At 69.4% G+C, this 17,516-nt stretch carries 14 protein-coding genes; 9 read left to right on the top strand and 5 right to left on the bottom strand.

Annotation, left to right across the window (positions count from 1 at the left end):
• Positions 1-32 precede the first annotated feature (32 nt).
• From ACYVKL_RS18550 to ACYVKL_RS18540, 3 genes are read left to right on the top strand one after another with little or no spacing between them, the layout of a single operon-like run.
• Positions 33-2,579 (top strand): serine/threonine-protein kinase, encoded by a 2,547-nt coding sequence (locus tag ACYVKL_RS18550; RefSeq protein ID WP_379165783.1) that lies wholly within the window; start codon positions 33-35, stop codon positions 2,577-2,579.
• Entirely contained in the window at positions 2,576-4,864 is a 2,289-nt protein-coding gene (locus tag ACYVKL_RS18545) for a protein kinase domain-containing protein (RefSeq protein WP_379164925.1), read from the top strand. The genes ACYVKL_RS18550 and ACYVKL_RS18545 overlap by 4 nt, the downstream gene beginning before the upstream one ends.
• A gap of 19 nt (positions 4,865-4,883) precedes the next feature.
• A complete protein-coding gene (locus ACYVKL_RS18540) occupies positions 4,884-5,561 on the top strand; it encodes a nucleoside/nucleotide kinase family protein (protein ID WP_343223307.1) in 678 nt (225 codons plus the stop codon).
• Here the strand turns inward: ACYVKL_RS18540 and ACYVKL_RS18535 are convergent.
• From ACYVKL_RS18535 to ACYVKL_RS18525, 3 genes are read right to left on the bottom strand one after another with little or no spacing between them, the layout of a single operon-like run.
• Positions 5,546-6,439 carry a PfkB family carbohydrate kinase gene (locus ACYVKL_RS18535; RefSeq protein WP_379164922.1) on the bottom strand — a complete coding sequence of 298 codons (894 nt, stop codon included), beginning with the start codon at positions 6,437-6,439 and terminating at the stop codon, positions 5,546-5,548. The genes ACYVKL_RS18540 and ACYVKL_RS18535 overlap by 16 nt on opposite strands.
• Before the next feature lie 20 nt (positions 6,440-6,459).
• On the bottom strand, positions 6,460-7,290 hold the full coding sequence (locus ACYVKL_RS18530; protein WP_213559019.1) for an SDR family oxidoreductase: 831 nt from the start codon (positions 7,288-7,290) through the stop codon (positions 6,460-6,462).
• On the bottom strand, positions 7,290-8,903 hold the full coding sequence (locus tag ACYVKL_RS18525) for an aldehyde dehydrogenase family protein (RefSeq protein ID WP_379164920.1): 1,614 nt from the start codon (positions 8,901-8,903) through the stop codon (positions 7,290-7,292). Before ACYVKL_RS18525 ends, ACYVKL_RS18530 begins: the two co-directional genes overlap by 1 nt.
• A gap of 155 nt (positions 8,904-9,058) precedes the next feature.
• Here ACYVKL_RS18525 and ACYVKL_RS18520 point away from each other — a divergent pair, with 155 nt between their 5' ends.
• Positions 9,059-10,327: a PucR family transcriptional regulator gene (locus ACYVKL_RS18520; protein ID WP_379164918.1), complete on the top strand. Its 1,269-nt coding sequence runs from the start codon at positions 9,059-9,061 to the stop codon at positions 10,325-10,327.
• A gap of 11 nt (positions 10,328-10,338) precedes the next feature.
• On the opposite strand, the gene ACYVKL_RS18515 is transcribed toward ACYVKL_RS18520, so the two are convergent.
• The gene (locus ACYVKL_RS18515) at positions 10,339-10,608 is read right to left on the bottom strand and encodes a DUF2277 family protein (RefSeq protein WP_213559021.1); all 270 of its coding nucleotides are present in this window, start codon (positions 10,606-10,608) and stop codon (positions 10,339-10,341) included.
• Between the two features lie 194 nt (positions 10,609-10,802).
• Here ACYVKL_RS18515 and ACYVKL_RS18510 point away from each other — a divergent pair, with 194 nt between their 5' ends.
• Positions 10,803-11,627, top strand: coding sequence for a DUF1266 domain-containing protein (locus ACYVKL_RS18510; RefSeq protein ID WP_379164915.1), 825 nt, complete (start codon positions 10,803-10,805; stop codon positions 11,625-11,627).
• A 45-nt stretch (positions 11,628-11,672) separates the two neighbouring features.
• On the opposite strand, the gene ACYVKL_RS18505 is transcribed toward ACYVKL_RS18510, so the two are convergent.
• Complete coding sequence (locus ACYVKL_RS18505; RefSeq protein WP_379164913.1) at positions 11,673-12,539, bottom strand: hypothetical protein; 867 nt, start codon at positions 12,537-12,539, stop codon at positions 11,673-11,675.
• Positions 12,540-12,905: 366 nt separating this feature from the next.
• Between ACYVKL_RS18505 and ftsH the strand changes: the two genes are divergently transcribed.
• From ftsH to folB, 4 genes are all read left to right on the top strand, one after another.
• Positions 12,906-15,266 carry an ATP-dependent zinc metalloprotease FtsH gene (gene ftsH, locus ACYVKL_RS18500; protein ID WP_379164911.1) on the top strand — a complete coding sequence of 787 codons (2,361 nt, stop codon included), beginning with the start codon at positions 12,906-12,908 and terminating at the stop codon, positions 15,264-15,266.
• A 176-nt stretch (positions 15,267-15,442) separates the two neighbouring features.
• On the top strand, positions 15,443-16,042 hold the full coding sequence (gene folE, locus ACYVKL_RS18495) for a GTP cyclohydrolase I FolE (protein WP_213559025.1): 600 nt from the start codon (positions 15,443-15,445) through the stop codon (positions 16,040-16,042).
• Positions 16,043-16,244: 202 nt separating this feature from the next.
• A complete protein-coding gene (folP, locus tag ACYVKL_RS18490; protein ID WP_379164909.1) occupies positions 16,245-17,102 on the top strand; it encodes a dihydropteroate synthase in 858 nt (285 codons plus the stop codon).
• Entirely contained in the window at positions 17,099-17,515 is a 417-nt protein-coding gene (folB, locus tag ACYVKL_RS18485; RefSeq protein ID WP_379164907.1) for a dihydroneopterin aldolase, read from the top strand. Before folP ends, folB begins: the two co-directional genes overlap by 4 nt.
• Position 17,516 lies beyond the last annotated feature (1 nt).

Below are 17,516 nucleotides of genomic sequence, written 5' to 3'. Positions count from 1 at the left end.
ACGAATCCGCGCCGAGCCAGATGGGTGCGGACATGGCTTCTGGTTCCGACCACCGTTCCGGCGCGTTCTCTGCCGGAACCGAATCGACTGCGGTCGCCGCGTTCGCGGCCGCGTGGGATACCGCTGCAGCTCCACCCCTGATCGCCGACTATCTGCCCGATGCCGGCACCCTGCGCCGCGGCGCGCTGATCGAGCTCATTCGCGTCGACATGCGGCATCGATGGCTGCGCCGTTCGGACGCGGACGCGTCCCCGCCGAAACGGCTGGCCGACTACAGCGCCGAATTCCCCGAGCTCACCGTGCGCGACCTGCCCGCCGGGCTGGTCTACGAGGAGTTCGTCATCCGCCGCCACAGCGGGGAGCGGGTGGACCCGCGCGACTGCCTGCGCGAGTACCCGGATCAGGCGGGCGCCCTGCGGCAGCTGCTCATCGACGACGACGAGGACCAGAGCACCCGCCGGGCCGGGCCGGACGAATCCACCCGCGGTGACTTCGAGTTCGACGAGTCCACCCGCGGCGTCTGGCTCGACGACTCCGAATCGACCCGGATCGACGCCACCACCCGCACCCCGCCGCCGCTCGAGGGCGACACCACCCGGGTGCCCGACAGCGGCGAGCTGACCCAGTACGAGGACCCCTCGCAGCTGATCTCCGACCCGGCCGACCCCACCCGGGTCACCGGCGGCGGCATCACCACGCCCGATACCGGCACGCTGCTCGACCGCATCGAGATCGGCCAGCGCATCGACGATTTCGATCTGCTGACCAGTCTCGGCTCCGGCGCGTTCGCCCGCGTCTTCCTGGCCCGGCAGCGCTCGCTGCAACGCCTGGTCGCGGTGAAGATCTCCGCCGACCACGGCACCGAGCCGCAGACTCTGGCCCAGCTCGACCACGACTACATCGTGCGCGTCTTCGACCAGCGGCTGCTGTCGGACCTGCGCACCGAATCCGGGCGCCGGCTGCGGCTGCTGTACATGCAGTTCCTGCCCGGTGGCACCCTGCTCGGCGTGCTGCGCTGGGTGCGGGCCACCCCGCCCGCGGAACGCAGCGGGAAACTGCTGCTGGACGCGGTGGACGCCGCCATGGAGCAGAAGGGCGAGATCCGGCCCACCGACTCCAGCGTGCGCGCCGAACTGGCCGGACTGAGCTGGCCGGAAACCGTGGCGTGGCTGGGCCGTCGGCTGGCCGAGGCGCTGGACTACGCGGACTCGCACGGGGTGCTGCACCGCGACGTGAAGCCCGCCAATGTGCTGCTCACCGCCGAGGCGGTACCGAAGCTGGCTGATTTCAATATCAGTTTCAGCCGCAATCTGGACAGTTCCAGCCCGGTCTCCTACTTCGGTGGTTCGCTGTCCTACATGTCCCCGGAACAGCTGGAAGCCTGCCATCCGGCGGCCCCCACCAGTGCCGCCGACCTGGACACCCGCGCCGACATCTTCTCCCTCGGCGTGGTGCTGTGGGAGCTGCTGACCGGCGCGAAACCCTTCGACGACACCACCGCCGGACCCGGCGACCACGGCGACCGCACCACCCTCGAGGCCATGCTGGCCCGCCGCCGCAGCGGCGTCGACACCGCCGCCCTGGAACGGGTGCCGCCCGACTGCCCGGCCGCGCTGCGCCGGGTGCTGCTCACCTGCCTCGAACCCGACCGCGACCAACGCTGGAGCAGCGGCGCGATCCTGGCCACCCAGCTCGACATGTGCCTGGACGAACGCGCCCGCGACCTGGTCGACCCGCCGCCGCACAGCTGGCGGATGCGCCTGCGGCCGTGGCTGATTCCACTGGTCACGCTGGCCGTGGTGGTGCCGAACACGCTCTCCTCGCTGTACAACATCGCGCACAACCGGGCCTTCATCATCAGCCACCTGCCCGACGAGGCCATGCGCACCTTCTTCCTCACCACCTCGGGTGTGAACATCGTGTTCTTCCCGCTCGGTACCGCCCTCATCGCCTATCTGTGCCGGTATGTGCTCTTCGTGCCACGCGGACTGCGCAAAGGCCGCGAGTACAGCGCGGCGACGCTACGCAGAGCGCGCAAGGACGTGCTGCTGGCCGGGGAACGCATCTCGCTGGTGGTGTTCTCGCTGTGGGTGGTCGCGAGCTTCACCTTCCCGCTGGTGCTGCGCATGACCGCCACCGACCTACCGGCGCGCGGCGTCGTGCACTTCCTGGTGTCGCTGGTGGTGTGCGGGGCGATGGCGGTGGCGTATCCGTTCTTCCTGGTCGCCTTCTATCTGGTGCGGTGCATCTATCCGATGTTCCTGCGGCACGGCGACATCAGCGCCGAGGACGCGGTCTGGCTGCACCGGCTCGGCCGCCGCTGCACCACCTATCTGGCGGTGGCGGCGTCGGTGCCGCTGCTGGCGGTGGCGGGCGTGACCTTCCTGCCGCCCGACGACATTCCGCACGTGATCGTCGCGGTGCGGGTGCTCAGCGTCGGCGGCATCGCGGCCTTCGTCCTGATCTACGGCATCTTCCGGGCGCTCGAAGCCGACCTGGCGGCCCTGGAACGGGTGGTGGCGCCGGCCCGGTCGGCGCAGGAGAACGGTCCCGGCCCGGATACGGGTGCGGAATCGTGAGTGAACTCTCGGCCCGAGCGCTCGCCCGCTTTTCCGCCGACTGGGAATCCACCCTGCGCGGCGACCGCCGCGAACCCCCGCCCCTGGCCGGTTACCTGCCCGACGGGCGCGCGGTCCGGCTCGAGGTCCTCACCGACCTGGTGCGGGTGGACATGCGGCAGCGCTGGCGGCGCGCCGGCCTGGAGAAGCGGATCGCGGAGTACCGCAAGGAATTCCCGGAGATGGAAGCCAGCCCGGACTTCGCCGACCTGGTGTGCGAGGAATACGTTGCGCGCAGTCGCCGCCGGCCGCTCGACATGGACACCTTCACCGCCGAATACCCGGAGATCGCCTCCGAGATCCGCGCCCGCTTCACCGCCGAGAACCCGCCGCAGCCGCCCCCGGTACTGCCCGAGGGCATCGAGACCGGTCGCCGTCTCGACGATTTCGACCTGCTCACCTACCTCGGCGGCACCGAGCACAGCCGCATGTTCCTCGCGCGCCAGCGCTCCATGCAACGACTGGTCGCGGTGCGGGTGGAGGCGGGTGCGGACAGCGACACCGACACCGTCGCCCAGCTCGACCACCAGTACATCGTGCGCGTCTTCGACCAGCGGCTGATCGCGGACGGCACCACCGGGAAACCGTTGCGGCTGCTGTACATGCAGTACGTGCCCGGCGGCACCGCCGAGGGCGTGCTGGCCCAGTTGCACCGGGAAGCCCCGACGGCCGGGAACGGCCACAAGCCCGGCCGGGTGATCCATCGCGGTACCGCCGCGAACGGCGGGCCCGATGGCGGCCTGCTGCTGCGGGCCATCGATTCCGCCATGGAGGCCAAGGGCGAGAGCCGCGTCTCCGGGTCTTCGGTGCGCACCGAGATCGCCGCTCTGAGCTGGCCGGAAACCGTCGCCTGGGTGGGGCGGCGGCTGGCCGAGGCACTCGAATACGGAGAGCGCCAAGGGGTGCTGCACCACGACATCCGGCCCGCCAAAGTGCTGTTCACGGCCGAGGGCGTGCCGAAACTCGCGGATTTCGCACTGGGACCGATGTATTGGAGCGCCGGGGTCATCGGTGTACCCGGCGCGGGCGCGAATGATGCCGGGGCACTGCGATATCGATCCCCCGAGGCGCTGGCGGCGCTGCTGAATCCGGCCGCGCCGGCGCCGGAATCTCCGAGCGACATCTACTCGCTCGGTATGGTGCTGTGGGAAATGCTCACCGGCACATTGCCATTCGACGACCCCGAGGTGGTCGAGGCCGAGCAGGCCGAGCCGGGGGCGGCGCCGAACCGGGCCGAGGTGGTGCGGGCCCTGCTGGCCCGCCGGATGGCCGGTGTCCCGCCGGAAGCGCTGGACGACCTCCCGCCCGACACCCCGGCCACACTGCGCCGGGTGCTGCTGGAATGCCTGCGCCCCGACGCCGCCCGGCGCTGGCAGAGCGGCGCTCAGCTGGCCGGGCAGCTGGACCTGTGCCTGGACCCCGACGCCCGGGACCTGGTGGACCCGCCCGCGCACACGCTCTGGGCGCGGTTGCGGGCCTGGCCGGTGCCGATCGCGATGCTGTGCGTCGGCCTGCCGAACGCGCTGGCCAGTTGGTACAACATCCAGATCAACCAGAGCCTCATCGTGAACGAGCTGTCGGCGGCGGATCAGCACCGGTTCGAGCAGGTGGCGCTGGTTACCAATCTGGCGGCCTTCCCGGTGGCGGCGCTGCTGCTGTTGTGGCTGGCGCGGCGGCCGCTGACCGTGTCGTATCGGCTGGGGCGCGGGCACGACTACACACCGGATCAGCTGGCCCGGGCGCGCTCCGACACCCTGCTGATCGGGGAGCGGGTGGTGTGGGTGCCGTTCGTGATGTGGCTGATCGCCGGGATCGTGTGGCCGCTGGCGCTGGCGTGGGAGGGAGCGAACCTGCCGCAGATGGCGTTCGCGCATTTCTTCACCGCGCAGGTGGTGTGCGCGACCATCGCGCTGGCCTATCCGTTCTTCCTCATCATGGTGTACGCGGTGCGGTCGCTGTATCCGCAGTTGCTGGCGCGCGGTTCGGTCGGGCACGCGGACCGGCGGCAGCTGGCGGCGCTGGCGCGGCGCAGCAATTTCTATCTGGCCGCGGCGGCCTCGGTGCCGCTGCTCGGCGTGGCCAGCGTGACCTTCGTGTCGACCGCGGATCTGGGGCTGGTGATCGTGCCGCTGCGGATCCTCAGCGTGGGCGGGGTGCTGGCGTTCGTGGTGATCTACCGGTTGTCGCGGATGCTGGAGGCCGATCTGGCGGCGCTGGTTCGCGCCATTCCCGAAGGCGGGCACTGATTCCCCGTAGGCTCGGGGGGTGGCGATACGCGGCAGTGTCGAAACCTCCCTGGCGGAGTTGGCGGCGCGTGTCCGCCGCCGCGCCGAAGGTCATTCCGGTCGGTTTCTGCTGGGGATCGCGGGCCCGCCCGGCGCGGGCAAATCCACCCTCGCCCGCGGCATCCGCGACGAACTGAACCTCGCCGCCGGCGCCGCCATCGCCGACGTCGCACCCATGGACGGCTTCCACCTCACCAACGCGCAACTCCGCGCCGCCGGCATCCTCGACCGCAAGGGCGAACCCGAGACCTTCGACGCCGCAGGCTATGTGGCCCTGCTGCGCACACTGCGCGACACCACCCCGGGCGCGCCGGTCCCCTGGCCCACCTACGACCGCGACATCCACGAACCGGTCCCCGGCGGCGTCGTCTTCGACCACCACACCATCGTGATCACCGAGGGCAACTACCTGCTCCTCGACGACCCCGCCTGGGCCGCCGTCCGCCCCCAGCTCGACGAGGCCTGGTACCTGGACGTGCCGCGCCCCATCATCGAACAACGACTGCTGCGCCGACATATTCGCGGCGGCCGCACCCCGGAAGCCGCCCGCAGCAAGGTGACCCACAGCGACCTGCGCAACGCCGTCCTGGTCGAATCCACCCGCACCCGAGCCGATCTGGTGCTGCGCAAAGCGGGCCGCGGCTACCGCATCGACTGAGCATCGAAGTGCCGCATCCACTCCCGGGTGCCGACGAACCGGCAGGAGGCGCCCGCCACCGCGGCCGCCAGCCGCAGGGCGTCCGGAAAATCCGCGCCGCGCTCGTGGAAATGACAGAACGCGCCGTGCAGGATGTCGCCCGCGCCGAGGGTGTCGATCGCGGTCACGACGGGGACGGGGATCTCACCGCGTCCACCCGGCATCGAATAGCGGATCGGGCCGCCGCCACCGGTGATCGCCACCAGCCGCGGGCCCGCCGCGTGCAGGTGGTCGAACACCGCATCGGCCGAATCAGCCGGTACCCCAGGGGGAACGAAGACACTCGAACAGACGGCGATGTCCACCACCGGCAGCAGGTCGGCGTGCACCGGCCGCCAGCGACCCGCATCCAGCACCACCGGCACGCCCGCGGCCCGCGCGGCCGTCGCCAGCCGCAGGGCATGGTCGGGATAGTGCCCGTCGACCAGCAGCAGCGAAGCGCCCGCGAGCACGTCGGCCGCCGTATCGTCCAGGCCCGGGTGGATGCGGGATCCGTCCAGCGACACGATGGTGCGGGTGGCCGCCCCGGTGGCCACGATGATCGAGGAGACCGGCGGCTGCTGAGTGCCGTCAGGGGTGAGATCCACGGCGGTGACTCCGTGCCGGTGCAGATCGCCGCGAATCAGTTCCGCCAGTGGATGTTTGCCCAGTGCGGTGACCAGAGCGGGAGTTGTGCCCGACAGGAACGCGTAGGTGATCGCGGCATTCGCCGCGGGTCCGCCCGCGCCCAGGAACAGGTCGGCGGCCTGGGTCTTGGAGTCCTCGGCGGGATACCGGTCGACGGCATAGGCGAGATCCAATGTCGACAATCCGGCGAAAACCGCTCTCCTGCTACCCATGCCGCCGACCCTACGACGAGCTAGTCGCGCACCCGATGCTCGTACGCCTTGCGCGCGTCGCCGTCCACGTCGTCGAGGAACGCCGTCTGCGAGCCGAGCGCCCGACCGATGGCGTCACCCACCGACTGTGGCAGCAGACCGACGGCCTGCGCGATGACACCCGCGACGGCCGTGACCCGCGCCTTCGCCTTGGGCTTCACGATCAGCTCGGCGATGGCGTCGGCGATCTCCTCCGGCTCGGCCGGTCGCATCAGCTTGGGCAGCGAAACCCCAGCGCCCAGTTCGGTTTTGGTGAGCGTCGGCAGCACCGAGGAGAACGCGAGCCCGGTGCCCCGGTACTCCTCGCGCAGCGTGTCGGTGAAGCCGAGTACCGCGTGCTTGCTCGCGTTGTAGGTGGCCAGACCCGGAATGTGGCTCTCGCCCGCCAGCGACGCGATATTGATGACGTGCCCGCGCCCGCGCGGCAGCATCCGCGCGATGGCCAGCTTGGAGCCGAGGATCACGCCGTACACGTTGATGTCGAGAATGCGGCGGGTGATCTGGTCCGGCTCGTCCACCAGGCGCCCGGTGGGCATGATCCCGGCATTGTTGATCAGTACGTCGATCGGGCCGAGGCGGCGTTCCACCTCGTCGAGGAAGCCCTCGAAGGACTGCTGGTCGGTGACGTCCAGCTTGCCGTAGACATCGAAATCCCGTGCGGTGCCGGACTCTTTGACGGTGGTCTCGTCGATGTCGCCGATGGCGATCTTCGCGCCGAGGGCCTGCAGGGCGGTCGCGGTGGCCAGGCCGATGCCGCGCGCGCCGCCGGTGATCACGACGACCTTGCCGGCGATGGTTCCGAAGTCGGTCATCACAGCCCCCGCACGGTCTTGACGATGGCGGGCACGTTGAACCGCCGCAGTCCGCGGGTGCCCGCGGCCCGCATGGCGCTCATCGCGAACATCAGCTTGGGCGGCGAATACGGGAACCACAGCGGCTCTTTGGCCAGCGTCGGCAGGATCGGCTTGGTGATGGCCTGCTGGCGGCAGTACTTGCGGACGCCGTTGGGGCCGCCCCAGCGCGCGCCGGTGCCGGACTGGCCCCAGCCGCCCATGGGCAGCGCGAAGCTGAACATGTTGGCGAACACGTCGTTGATGTTTACGGCGCCCGCATTCAGCTGGCGCGCAACGCGTTCGGCGCGATCATTGTCGCCCGACCACACCGAGGCGGACAGGCCGTAGATCGAATCATTGGCCAGCCGAATGGCTTCCGCCTCGTTCGCCACCTTCATGACCGGCAGGGTGGGTCCGAAGGTCTCTTCGGTCATGCAGGTCATGGTGTGGTCGACGTCGGCGAGCACGGTCGGCTCGAACAGGGTGCCGACGCCGGTTCGCTTGCCGCCGGTGGTGATTCGCGCCCCGGCCTTGACGGCTTCCTCCACATGCCGCTGCACGATCTGCGCCTGGTTCTCGTTGGCCAGCGCGCCCATGTCGTACTGCGGCTTGCGGCCGTCCACGCCTTGGCGGACCTCCTTGACCGCGGCGGTCAGCTTCGCCAGGAACTCGTCGTAGACAGCGGCTTCCACGTACACGCGCTCCACCGAGATGCACACCTGCCCGGCATTGAACAGCCCGCCGAAGGCGATGCCGTGCGCGGCGCGGTCCAGGTCGGCGTCGGCCAGCACGATGGCCGGGTCCTTGCCGCCCAGTTCCAGGCTGAACGGGATCATCCGCTCGGTGCAGGCCGCGGCGATCTTGCGGCCGGTGGCGGTGGAGCCGGTGAACTGGATGTAGTCGGCATTGCCGACCACGGCGGCGCCGGTCTCGCCCGCGCCGGTGACGATGTCGAACACCGGGGGAGCGCCGATCTCACGCCAGCCGCGGGCCAGTTCGACGGCCGAGAGCGGAGTCACCTCGGACGGCTTGAGGATGACCGCCGCGCCCGCGGCCAGCGCCGGGATGACGTCGATGACCGGCATGGCCAGCGGGAAGTTCCACGGGGTGATCACACCGACCACCGGGTAGGGCCGGAACACGGTGGTCAGCTGCTTGACCCGGGCCAGCGGGCTGTGCGGCGAAGGGTGTTCGTCGGCAAGGAATCTCGCGGCGCGGCGGGCGTAGTAGCCGGTGAGGTCGACCGAGAACGCCGGGTCGATGAGCGAGTCCACGCGGGCCTTGCCGGTCTCGGACTGCAGCACGTCGGCCAGGTGATCGGTGTTGTCGACCAACCAGTCCTGCAGCTTGAGCAGCCACTCCTTGCGGCCGTCGGCGCCCAGGGCTTCCCACGCGGGCTGGTGGGCGCGCAGTTCGCGGACCTTGGCTGCCACGGTGTCGGCCGAGTCGATCGGGACGGTGCCCGCCAGCGCGCCGGTCGCGGGATTACGGACCTCGAGTTCGGTGGCCGGGGCGGCCTTGACGGCGGTCCCGGCGGTCTTGCGGGTGCCGGTCTTGCGAGCGGTGCCCGCGGCCGGTTCGGTATTGGTCACGATGTGCCTCTCCCCGTGCGCTACGTTGCGATGGCGAGCTGTGTTCCAGTTCACCGGACTATGATCGTGACACAATTTTGCGAGCCCATGCTTGGCCAATCGGGTCAATTGTTCCGGTCGGTTTTGTGCTCTGAGTACAACCCGGGGAGACACCCGTGACCACCACCGTGAACAGCGCCGAGATCCGGCAGTGGATCGCCGACTTCGTCGCCGAAACCCTGCCCGCCGCCACCCTCGAAGAGGTCGTCACCCGGCTCGACAACGCCATCATCGCCCGCATCCCGGAACTGCGGGACCGCGACATGCGCCGCGACCTGGCCGCCAGCAGCCGCGCCCACGCGGTCGCCGTGCTCAGCGGCCTCACCCAGGACCGTTTCGACTACCCGGTTCCCGAGGAGGCGCACGCCTTCGCCCGCACCGTCGCCCGCCGCGGCTACGACGTGCGCCTGCTGCTGCGCGTCTACCATCTCGGCCAGGAAGCCTGCATCGACTACATGACCGAGGTGCTCGAACAGCGGCAGCTGCCCCGCGACATCGAAAGATCGCTGCTGCTTCGGCTTTTCGACCGCACCACACGCTGGGTCAGCACCTCGGTCGAAACCCTCACCGACACCTACATGGCCGAACGGGAACGCGGCCTGCGCGCCGCCCTCACCCAGCGCGCCGAGATCGTGCGCACCCTGCTCGACGGCGCCGAGGTGGACACCGAAAGCGCTTCCGCCCGGCTCGGATACCGGCTCACCCAGCGGCACCTGGCGCTGGTGGTGTGGACCGACGAGGACGCCGCACCGCTGCCGCCGGACGGCAGCGGCGAAGCCGTGGGCCGGCTCGACCGGATCGTGGCCCGCTACGCGGGCACCCTCGGCAACGGCAGCCTGCTCACCGTCCCCTCGGGCGCGTCCGCGTTGTGGGCCTGGATCGGGGTGGACGGCGACCTGCCGGAGCCGGGCGATCCGGTCTGGTCGGTGGACGCGCCCGTGCGGGTGGCTGTCGGCGTGCCCGCCGCGCACACCGCCGGGTTCCGGGACAGCCACCGCGAGGCGGTCGCGGCCCGGCAGGTCGCCGAGCGCGCCCGGCCGCTTCGGACGAGGAACGGGGACAGCACCGCGCGGGTGCTGCACTACTCGGAGGTGGAGGTCGCCTACCTGGCGGGAACCGACGAGGCCGCCATGCGCTCGCTCATCGAACGGGAACTGGGCGCGCTCGCCGCACCCGACCCGCAGTCGGCGCGATTGCGCGAAACCTTGCATGCCTACCTGCGAGCCCGGCGCAGCCCCGACGCGGCCGCGAAAACGCTCGGCGTGCACAAGAACACGGTGCGATACCGCGTTCAGCGCATAGAAGAACTACTCGGTCACTCTCTCGACCAGCGCGGTCCCCGCCTGGAGATCGCACTCGACTGCGTGCGGGTGTACGGCGTGTGAGCCCGCGTGGCTCAGCTGGCCTCCTCCGCGACGGCTTCCCGGGCGGCGCGGCGCCGGGTCGGCGGCTCGCCCTCCGAGGCCCGGCGTTCGGGTAATTCGGCCAGCAATTGGGTGGTGGCCGCAGCGATCGCGGCGACCGCCTTGTCCACCGCGGTCTTGGTAGTAGTCGTCAATCCGGACACCCCGCCGACTTTCCGCACGTATTCCTGTGCGGCGGCATAGATTTCCTGCTCTGTGGCGGCTGGTGTCAGCCCGCGCAGCAGGGTGATGTTCCCACTCATGCCAGCAGAGGTTAGCGCCCGATTACCCGCTGTGACAGGGCAAGATTCAGACAATTGCGTGACTGGGCCGCGAACGGCGCGCCGGAAATTCGGACCGAATGGTTTGCCGATTATTCGCACCCGGCGCGATCGGTGTGGCAGACGCGATCGGCGAATAGTCGGCCACTCCAAGATCGATGGGGAACAATCGGGTTATGCCCGCCCGCGACGTACCGACGCTGACCACATTTCCCTATCCGGAGCTGGACCAGCGCGAGGACGATCACTGGTCCGGTGCGCAGGTCTCCGACGACGAACTGCGCGCGCTCGCGCTCGGCGGGTTCTATTCCGCCCGGTGGGACGCCTTCCACGACGCCCTGCTGCTCGGACCCGAACGCGAGCATCCGCTGGGCGATCGCCGCGAACTTGCCATCGACACCCTCACCGGCGCCTGGGGCATCACCGACGGCACCGAGGCGATGGCCTCGATGGAACAACTCCTCGACGGCATGCACGGCCCGCTCTACGCCCTCGTCCACCCGCTCGTCATGGCGGCCATCAACTCCCCTGAACGCGATCGCTTCGGCGAACGCGCCGACCGGCACCGCGCCTTCCTACGTCAGGTCGGATCCTTCCGCGGCATGGAGAACCCCGAAGCCCTGGTCCGCGACTACGACATCTGGTCCCAGGCCATCAAGCTCGGCCTGACCGATCACCTGGTCCGCCCACTACCCACCGACATTCAGGCTTGGGATCTGGCCCGTGTGGTCGCCGTGGCCCGGATGGCGTACACCGCCGGCTACCTCGACGCCGACGTGGCGTGGGACTACCTGATGCGAGCCCTGCCGCCGGCGCAGCGCAAATACCGCAACTGGCGGCAATTCGGCGACGCCTACCTGGCCGGGTGGACCTACTGGCAGGCGTGCGAGGACCTGGCGGAACTGAAATCCGGTGGCGTGGATCGGCGCATGGAATTACTACGCCTATGGATGCGGCCCACCAGCCCGTGGCGGCGCATCACCCTGCAGCCGGGCGAATAATCCGCGAGGTTTGGGGGTCGCGGCCCCCAAACCCTTCGGTTCGCGTCAATCCGGCAGGGACCGGAGAATTCCGCGTCCGTACCGCTGGAACTGCGCGTCGTCGACCATGCCGAGCGAATGCCGCTCGACCAGCAATTCCCACTCCGAGTACAGCTTCGCCACACCCGGATCCGCGGGCCCGGCCGCGCCGTCGGCGACCTCCCGCTGAATGGCGAAATTCAACGCACCGCAGACCCGATCGGTGTCGGCGCGATCCGTGCCGACGAAATACCAGACCAGATTTCCGTCACTGACCTCGAACCCGTATTCGCCGGGCGCGAAATCCGTCGCTTCGTCGTCGTCGGTGTCGCGCGCCCACAGCAGGGTGGCGATCGGCAGCTCGTGAGCGAAACGCTTGCCCGAGCCGAGCGCCACGAAGATCAGCCGCGTGGTGGTGACCGCGAGCAGACCGGTGGCCTTGGGCGCGGGCGGGAGTGCGGTGACCAGGGCCGTCTCCAGCACGTACTCGTCCGGGGTGACGAAGCGCTGCAGCGCGGCCACCGCGGGCTTGGCGTCCCGCTTGGGGGCCATCCGCCGCACCGCGCGGTCCACGTCGGCGCGGGCCGGGCCGCTGCGACCCCAGGAGGGCACGGGCGCGCTCAGATCGGGGGCGGCCACGTCCAGTCGCTGCGTGGCCAGGATCTGATTGTTGATCCGCTCGACGATGACGGTGGCGGCGGGCACATCGTGTTCGGCGATGAGCACCGGCAGCGGCGTCCGGTCGGCGGGCACCCCGGTCAGAACCGGGGTGGGATATCGCAGATAGATCTCGATGACGACGGCGTCATCGGCGCGCCGGTTCAAGCGGACCTTGAGCAGGTCGCTCACCGGCACGTCGAGCACGCGCTCGCCGTCGGTTCCAGGTCGCAGCACCGTCAACCGCCCGTTGCCATGACGCACAATCGCCGTGGGTGTCCGTAGCTCGACTATGTCCATACCCCCTGCGCTCTGTTGTGTCGCCACTCACGATGTAACGACCATGCCATGATTGTGACCACGAGGTCCGACACCAGGGGGTGATCGACCCGACGTGTTGCCGCAAGTGGTCGGGGAACCACCCGCGTTCTCCAGCCGTTTACTTCTTGAACTGCACTAGCTGCCGAACTGCGCGATGTAACGACTAGACCGTACGCGGTACCGTGGCATGTCCGCATCCGTTCGCCGGAACGGGCGTGCCTCGAAGCATCGCAGGCAACCGGATACACCCCCCGGAAAGGACTGGCCTCCGGCCGACGCTCTATGACCCGCAAGAATGTGTTCCGCAACCTGGCCATAGTCGCGGGCTTTCTGCTCGTGATCTGGTTGGTCAGCTATTTCAGCAACGACACGCGCGGCTGGCATAGCGTCGATACTTCGGTGGCGCTCTCCCAGCTGCAGGACAAGTCGAATGTCGAGTCGGTTCAGATCGACGACAAAGAACAGCAGCTGCGCATCACGCTGAAGAACGGCAACGATGCGACCAAGAACGAGACCAAGCTCATCGCCAAGTACCCGGGCGGCGGTGAAGTGTCCGCGCAGGTGTTCAAGGCCGCGCAGGATTCCGGCGCCAAGGTCAACACCTCGGTCAAGCAGGACTCGTGGCTGAGCCAGATCCTGCTGTTCATGCTGCCCATGGTGATCCTGCTGGGCCTGTTCATCTTCGTGATGTCGCGCATGCAGGGCGGCGGCCGCGGCGGCATGATGGGTTTCGGCAAGTCCAAGGCCAAGCTGCTCTCGAAGGACATGCCCAAGACCACGTTCCAGGATGTGGCGGGCGCCGACGAGGCCATCGAAGAGCTCGAGGAGATCAAGGACTTCCTGCAGCAGCCGGCGCGCTACCAGGCGCTGGGCGCGAAGATCCCCAAGGGCGTGCTGCTCTACGGTCCGCCCGGCACCGGTAAGACGTTGCTGGCCAAGGCCGTTGCCGGTGAGGCGGGCGTCCCGTTCTTCACCATCTCCGGTTCGGACTTCGTCGAAATGTTCGTCGGTGTCGGCGCGTCCCGCGTGCGCGACCTGTTCGATCAGGCCAAGCAGAACAGCCCCTGCATCATCTTCGTGGACGAGATCGACGCGGTCGGCCGCCAGCGCGGCGCCGGCCTGGGCGGCGGTCACGACGAGCGTGAGCAGACGCTGAACCAGCTGCTGGTCGAGATGGACGGCTTCGGTGAGCGCACCGGCGTCATCATCATGGCGGCCACCAACCGGCCCGACATCCTGGACCCGGCGCTGCTGCGCCCGGGCCGTTTCGACCGGCAGATCCCGGTCGGCAACCCCGACCTGAAGGGTCGTCGCGCGATCCTGGCGGTGCACTCGCGGGGCAAGCCGATCTCGCCCGAGGCGGACCTGGACGGTCTGGCCAAGCGCACCGTCGGCATGTCCGGCGCGGATCTGGCGAACGTCATCAACGAGGCCGCGCTGCTCACCGCGCGTGAGCACGGCACCATGATCACCGGTGCGGCACTGGAGGAGTCGGTCGACCGCGTCATCGGTGGCCCCCGCCGCAAGTCGCGGGTGATCAGTGAGCACGAGAAGAAGATCACCGCCTATCACGAGGCCGGCCACACCCTGGCCGCCTGGGCGATGCCCGACATCGAGCCCGTCTACAAGGTCACCATCCTGGCCCGCGGCCGCACCGGCGGCCACGCCATGACGGTGCCCGAGGACGACAAGGGCTTGATGACCCGTTCGGAGATGATCGCCCGCCTGGTGTTCGCCATGGGTGGTCGCGCGGCCGAGGAACTGGTGTTCCACGAGCCGACCACGGGCGCCTCGTCCGATATCGACCAGGCCACCAAGACCGCCAAGGCCATGGTCACCGAGTACGGCATGAGCGCCCGGCTGGGTGCCGTCCGCTACGGCCAGGAGCAGGGCGACCCGTTCCTGGGCCGGTCCATGGGCATGGGTTCGGACTACTCGCACGAGGTGGCCCGCGAGATCGACGAGGAGGTGCGCAACCTCATCGAGGCCGCGCACACCGAGGCCTGGTCGGTGCTCAGCGACTACCGCGACGAACTGGACTCGCTGGCCACCGCGTTGCTGGAACGCGAGACCCTGCACCGCAAGGACCTCGAGACCATCCTCGCGACCGTCGAGAAGCGCCCGCGCATCACGGCTTTCAACGATTTCGGTGAGCGCAAGCCGTCGGACCGCCCGCCGGTGAAGACACCGCGCGAGCTGGCCGCCGAGCGTGGCGAGCCGTGGCCGGAGGAGGAGTCGCGCCCGGCGGCGCAGCCCGCCAACGGCTACCCGGATCCCGCCTACGCGGGCGCTCCGCAGCCGCAGTACGGCGGCTATCCGGCGCCCGCGCCGCAGGGATACCCGGTGCCGCAGGCTCCGTCCTATCCGCGGCAGGGTGCTCCGACGCACGGTTCGCGCCCGGATTACGGCGCTCCGGCCGGCTGGTCCGCGCCGGGCTGGCCGCCGCAGGAGGACGAGGGTCAGTCGCCGCAGCCGCGCGGCGCGTACGGCGGCTGGGCGCCCGCGGGTAACCAGCGGTATCAGCCGGGCGCCCAGTATCAGCCGGGCTACCCGCAGCCGGAACCGCCGGCCGCGCCGCAGCCGGCGACCGGGAATGACGAGGACGACAAGAATGGTTGGGACGGACCGAACGGTCGTCGCTGACCGCGGTCCCGATATTCTCTAGGGGTTCGCGGCCCGGCTCGGGCGAGTTCGGTCGCGGGGTGTACATCCCGCGACCGAACTCGCCCGAGTGGCACGGCGACCGCGTCCGAGCCGCGTGTGCATGTGCGGCAAGTCAACACAGGAGGTGTCGATTGTCGGCCACCAACAATCGTGTCGTGTCCGGCCCGATCGCACTCGGCACCGGTCGGCCGTTCGATCAGGATCGCGCTGAGGCAGCTGTCCGTGATCTGCTGATCGCGGTCGGCGAGGACCCGGATCGTCCCGGGCTCGCCGATACCCCGGCCCGGGTGGCGCGGGCCTATCGCGAGATGTTCGCCGGGTTGTTCACCGACCCGTCCGACGTGCTCAACACCACCTTCGAAGAAGGCCATCAGGAACTGGTGCTGGTGCGCGACATTCCGATGTACTCGACCTGTGAACACCACCTGGTGGCGTTCCACGGCGTCGCGCACGTCGGCTACATTCCCGGCCCGCACGGCCGGGTGACCGGACTGTCCAAGCTGGCCCGCCTGGTCGACCTCTACGCCAAGCGCCCGCAGGTGCAGGAGCGGCTCACCTCCCAGATCGCCGACGCGGTGATGGAGAAGCTGGATCCGCGCGGCGCCATCGTGGTGATCGAGGCCGAGCACCTGTGCATGGCGATGCGCGGTATTCGCAAGCCGGGCGCCTCCACCACCACCTCGGCGGTGCGCGGCATGCTGCAGAGCAATGCCTCCTCGCGTGCCGAGGCCCTGGACCTCATCCTCCGAAAGTGAGTGCTGTGTCTAATTTGCCTCCGCTTCGCTCCGGCGGGTTCGCGGCCCCGAGGTCTCGATTCTTCCCTCCTCCGCTCCTCCGCTTCGCTCCCCCGCTCCGTCAGTCCAGAATCGAGACGGCCGCGAACCATGGGGGCAGGAGCCTGGAGGCGTTGTGACTACACGCCTGTTGGAGCCGCGTGGGGGGCGTTCCTGTGTGGTGATGGGCGTCGTCAATGTCACCAGCGACTCGTTCTCCGATGGCGGTCGCTATCTGGATCCGGGCCTGGCCGTCGCGCACGGGCTCGAGTTGTACGAGCTGGGTGCGGACATCGTCGATGTCGGCGGGGAGTCGACGCGGCCTGGTGCGATCCGCATCGACCCGGAAACCGAAGCGGCGCGGGTGGTTCCGGTGATCCGGCAGCTGGCCGCGGCCGGGGTGCCGACCAGTGTGGACACCATGCGGGCCGATGTGGCCGAGGCGGCGATCGCGGCGGGCGTGTCCATGGTCAACGACGTGTCGGGCGGGCGGGCCGACCCGAACATGGTGAAAGTGGTTGCGGAGTCCGGGATTCCGTGGATCCTCATGCACTGGCGGGCCGAGGCCGACTACCGGCACGCCGGGCCCGCCGAGCAGTACGACGACGTGGTGTCGAAGGTGTGGGAGGAGCTCAACGCGCAGGTCGAGTTCGCGCTCGCCGCCGGTGTCGGCTTCGATCAGCTGGTGCTGGATCCGGGTCTGGGCTTCGCCAAGAACGCCGACCACAACTGGGAGTTGCTGGGCGGCTTGTTCTATCGCATGACCGAGATGATGGACGCCGGGATCCCGATCCTGATCGGGGCCTCCCGCAAGCGTTTCCTCGGCGCGCTGCTCGCCGACGGCGAGACTCCGCGCCCGCCCGACGGCCGCGAGGCCGCCACGGCAACGATTTCCGCGCTGGCCGCCGAGCACGGCGCGTGGGGTGTGCGGGTGCACGACGTCCGGTCGTCGCTGGACGCCATCTCGGTGGTGGACGCCACCACCCGGGCCGCGCGGCGACTGCGGGAACGGTATCGGCGGGAAGCGGGGCAGCGGTCGTGAACGGTGCGGTGCGAGACGGCGGATTGCCCGGGGACCGTATCGAATTGCGCGGCCTGCGCGTGTTCGGTCACCACGGGGTCTTCGACTTCGAGAAGCGCGACGGCCAGGAGTTCGTCGTGGATCTCACGCTGTGGACCGATTTCTCGGCCGCCGCGAAATCCGACGACATCGCCGACACCGTCCACTACGGCGAGCTCGCCGAGCAGGTGGTCGCGATCGTGGCGGGCGAGCCGAAGGACCTGATCGAGACGGTGGTCTCCAATATCGCCGACGAGGTGATGGCCGACCTCCGCATCCAGGCGCTGGAAGTGGTGCTGCACAAGCCTTTCGCGCCGATTCCGCATACCTTCGAAGACGTCCGGGTGGTCACGTCCCGCCGGCGCGCAGCAGACCATCAGGGAGCGGAGGAGTAGC

The organism is Nocardia tengchongensis (assembly GCF_054781395.1).
The sequence above is the reverse complement of the archived record's forward strand: the minus strand, read 5'-3'. Positions and strand labels throughout refer to the sequence as shown.

Bases quoted from the DNA above. Each gene is read 5' to 3' on its own strand.
- ACYVKL_RS18550 (WP_379165783.1), top strand. From the start codon at position 33: ATGGCTTCTGGTTCCGACCACCGTTCCGGCGCGTTCTCTGCCGGAACC.
- ACYVKL_RS18510 (WP_379164915.1), top strand. From the start codon at position 10,803: ATGCCCGCCCGCGACGTACCGACGCTGACCACATTTCCCTATCCGGAG.
- ACYVKL_RS18535 (WP_379164922.1), bottom strand. From the start codon at position 6,439: ATGGGTAGCAGGAGAGCGGTTTTCGCCGGATTGTCGACATTGGATCTC.
- ftsH (WP_379164911.1), top strand. From the start codon at position 12,906: ATGACCCGCAAGAATGTGTTCCGCAACCTGGCCATAGTCGCGGGCTTT.
- folP (WP_379164909.1), top strand. From the start codon at position 16,245: ATGGGCGTCGTCAATGTCACCAGCGACTCGTTCTCCGATGGCGGTCGC.
- ACYVKL_RS18530 (WP_213559019.1), bottom strand. From the start codon at position 7,290: ATGACCGACTTCGGAACCATCGCCGGCAAGGTCGTCGTGATCACCGGC.
- ACYVKL_RS18515 (WP_213559021.1), bottom strand. From the start codon at position 10,608: ATGAGTGGGAACATCACCCTGCTGCGCGGGCTGACACCAGCCGCCACA.